Here is a 2650-nt window from a genome sequence, read left to right as displayed (position 1 = left end):
TCGGGCAGCACCGCGGCGACGACGAGTTCGCGCCGCACCGTCAGCCGGGGGAAGAGCAGCGCCCGGTCGAAGATCGGGTACGCGGTGGTGACCACGACCTCGCGGGCCCGGATCCGCGCGCCGCGGTCGGTGGTCAGGCGACAGGGATGGCCCTCGCCCAGGCCCATGACCCGCGAGTTCTCGTAGATCCGGCCGCCACGCGCGACCAGGTCCCCGGCGAGGGCCAGCAGGAACTTCCGGGGGTGGAACTGGGCCTGGTCCGCGACCCGGACCGCGCCCGCGACCGGGAACGGCAGATCCGTCTCCGTCGTGAACGAGGCGTCCAGACCGGCAGCCGCGGCCGCCTCCGCCTCGGCCCGCACCGCGTCGAGTGACTCCTCGCTCTCGGCGTAGGTGTACGCCGGGGCCCGCTCCAGATCGCAGTCGATGCCCAGCTCGGCGGCGACCCGGCCGACCCGGTCCACCGCGTCGGCCTGGGACGCCGCGTACAGCCGCGCCGCCTCCTCGCCGCGCGAGGCGCGGATGTCCTGGTAGGCGAGGCCCTGGAGGGCGGAGAGCTTGGCCGTGGTGTGCCCGGTCGCGCCCGCCGCCAGCCGGTCCGCCTCGATCAGCGCCACCTGGCGCCCGGCCCGGGCCAGCTCCCAGGCGGTGCAGATCCCCGCGATGCCGCCGCCCACGACGGCGACCTCGACCTCGGGGACGCTCCGCTCGGGGCCGGGCTCCAGGGGCGGGTAGGCCGGGCCGGGGGCCGACTCCATCCAGTACGACGCGGGGGCGAACCCCGTGGGAAGACTCGTCATCGACCGCTCCTCTTCCGCTGCTCCACCGCTGCACCTCGGGCCCGCCGAGTGCCCCCGATCGCCCGGCCGACGCATCCGGCCGGAACCACCGGGGCGTTTCGACTGGTGCGGATGAGGTACCTGGGACGGATGCGACTGATTGCGCCTCCCGGGGTGTACGCACCGCAGGACGACACCGCCCTGCTGGCCGAGGCGGTGTGCCGTGAGCCCGCCATGCCGGGTGCCCAGGTGCTGGACATCGGTACGGGCACGGGCGCGCTTGCGCTGCTCGCCGCGCGCTGCGGAGCCGCGGGGGTCGAGGCCGTGGACGTCTCGGCGCGCGCGGTGCTGGCGGCCTGGCTGAACACCCGGCGCAGCGGCCAGCCGGTCCGGGTACGCCTCGGTGACCTGGCGTCCGTGGCCTCCGGGCGGCGCTTCGACGTCGTGCTGGCCAATCCGCCCTATGTGCCCTCGCGCCCCGGCGGGCCCTTCGTCCGCGCCAGGGGCGGCCGCGCCTGGAACGCGGGGCCCGACGGCCGGGCGGCGCTGGACCGGCTGTGCGCCCGGATCCCGGGGCTGCTGCGCCCACGGGGAGTGCTGCTGCTCGTCCAGTCCGCGCTGAGCGGCGTCGGCACCACGCTGGAGCGGCTGGCCGCGCAGGGGCTGCACGTGGATGTGACCGCGCGCCGCGTCGTCCCGTTCGGGCCCGTGCTGCTGCGGCGCGGCCCCTGGCTGGCCTCGCGGGGGCTGATCGGCCCGGGGGACGACAAGGAGGAGCTGGTGGTGATCCGTGCCATCCGTACGACCGAGTGCAGCAGCTGTGCCCGATGAGCCCGGCGCCGCCCGGGCCCCGGCGCGGCGCGTCCTCGTCGACCCCGAGGGCCCGCTGCTGGTCGAGGGCCCCGTGGAGGTCGTCCTGGAGGACGGCAGCACGGTCCGCTCCGACCGGGTGATGGTGGCGGTGTGCGCCTGCGGGCGCAGCGCCCGCTACCCCTGGTGCGACACCAGTCACCGCTACCCGGCGCGCCCCCGGGACGCCTGACCCGGGCGGCGCAGCGGGGCGAACCGCACCGGGGTGCCGGGGGCGGCCTGCGCCGCGGCGGCCAGATACGGCTCCGGGACGACACCCACCACGGGATAGCCGCCGGTCGTCGGATGGTCGGCGAGGAAGAGCACCGGGCGGCCGTCGGGCGGCACCTGGAGGGCGCCGAGCGCCATGCCCTCACTGGGCAACTCGCCCTCCCTGGCGCGCTCCAGCGCCGGGCCCTCGGTGCGCAGCCCGATCCGGTTGCTCGCGGCCGCGACCCGGAAGCGGCCGGTGGTGAGGGTGCGCAGCCCGGCGGCGGTGAACCAGTCGTCGCGCGGACCGAGCACCACCGGAAGCACCAGCTCGGGCACGATGCCCGCGTACGGGACCCAGTCCACCGCCGGGGCCGGCCCGTACGACGTGCCGAGCCGCAGCACCGCACCGTCGGCGAGAGGCGCCGGTCCGAGCCCTGAGAGCACGTCGGTGGAGCGGCTGCCGAGCACCGGCTCGGCGTCGACCCCGCCCCCGAACGCCACGTACGAGCGCACCCCGTGTGTGGCGGCGCCGACGTCCAGCACGGTGCCGTCCGGGAGCCGCACCGGTGCGCCCCACGCGACGGTGCGGCCGTCGACGGTGACCGGGCAGGGGGCGCCGGTGACCGCCACCGTCGCCGCCCGGCGGAGCCGCACGGCGCACCCGGTCAGCGTGGTCTCCAGGGTCGCGGCGTCCTCCGGGTTGCCGACGAGGCGGTTCGCCAGCCGGTGCGCGGGCTCGTCGAGGGCGCCGGAGCGGGGCACGCCTAGGTGGGCGTGGCCCGTGCGCCCCAGATCCTGGACGGTGGTCA

General features: G+C 77.0%; 4 protein-coding genes. 2 read left to right on the top strand and 2 right to left on the bottom strand.

Going from position 1 to position 2650, the window contains the following annotated elements:
- The coding region (locus SSOG_RS05705; protein WP_039936666.1) for an NAD(P)/FAD-dependent oxidoreductase at positions 1-800 on the bottom strand (800 nt) is incomplete at its 3' end.
- Positions 801-929: 129 nt separating this feature from the next.
- Between SSOG_RS05705 and SSOG_RS05700 the strand changes: the two genes are divergently transcribed.
- A complete protein-coding gene (locus SSOG_RS05700) occupies positions 930-1610 on the top strand; it encodes a HemK2/MTQ2 family protein methyltransferase (protein WP_039936665.1) in 681 nt (226 codons plus the stop codon).
- Entirely contained in the window at positions 1600-1821 is a 222-nt protein-coding gene (locus SSOG_RS05695) for a CDGSH iron-sulfur domain-containing protein (protein WP_039936664.1), read from the top strand. Before SSOG_RS05700 ends, SSOG_RS05695 begins: the two co-directional genes overlap by 11 nt.
- Here the strand turns inward: SSOG_RS05695 and SSOG_RS05690 are convergent.
- Positions 1794-2650: 5-oxoprolinase subunit C family protein (locus tag SSOG_RS05690; protein ID WP_050799776.1), on the bottom strand; the 857-nt coding region annotated here is incomplete at its 5' end. The two genes, SSOG_RS05695 and SSOG_RS05690, sit on opposite strands and share 28 nt — an antisense overlap.

Origin of the sequence: Streptomyces himastatinicus ATCC 53653 (assembly GCF_000158915.1) — a bacterium.
GTDB classification, from domain to species: Bacteria; Actinomycetota; Actinomycetes; order Streptomycetales; family Streptomycetaceae; genus Streptomyces; species Streptomyces himastatinicus.
Note: the sequence above shows the minus strand (reverse complement) of the source record. Positions and strands in the feature narration are given on the sequence as shown.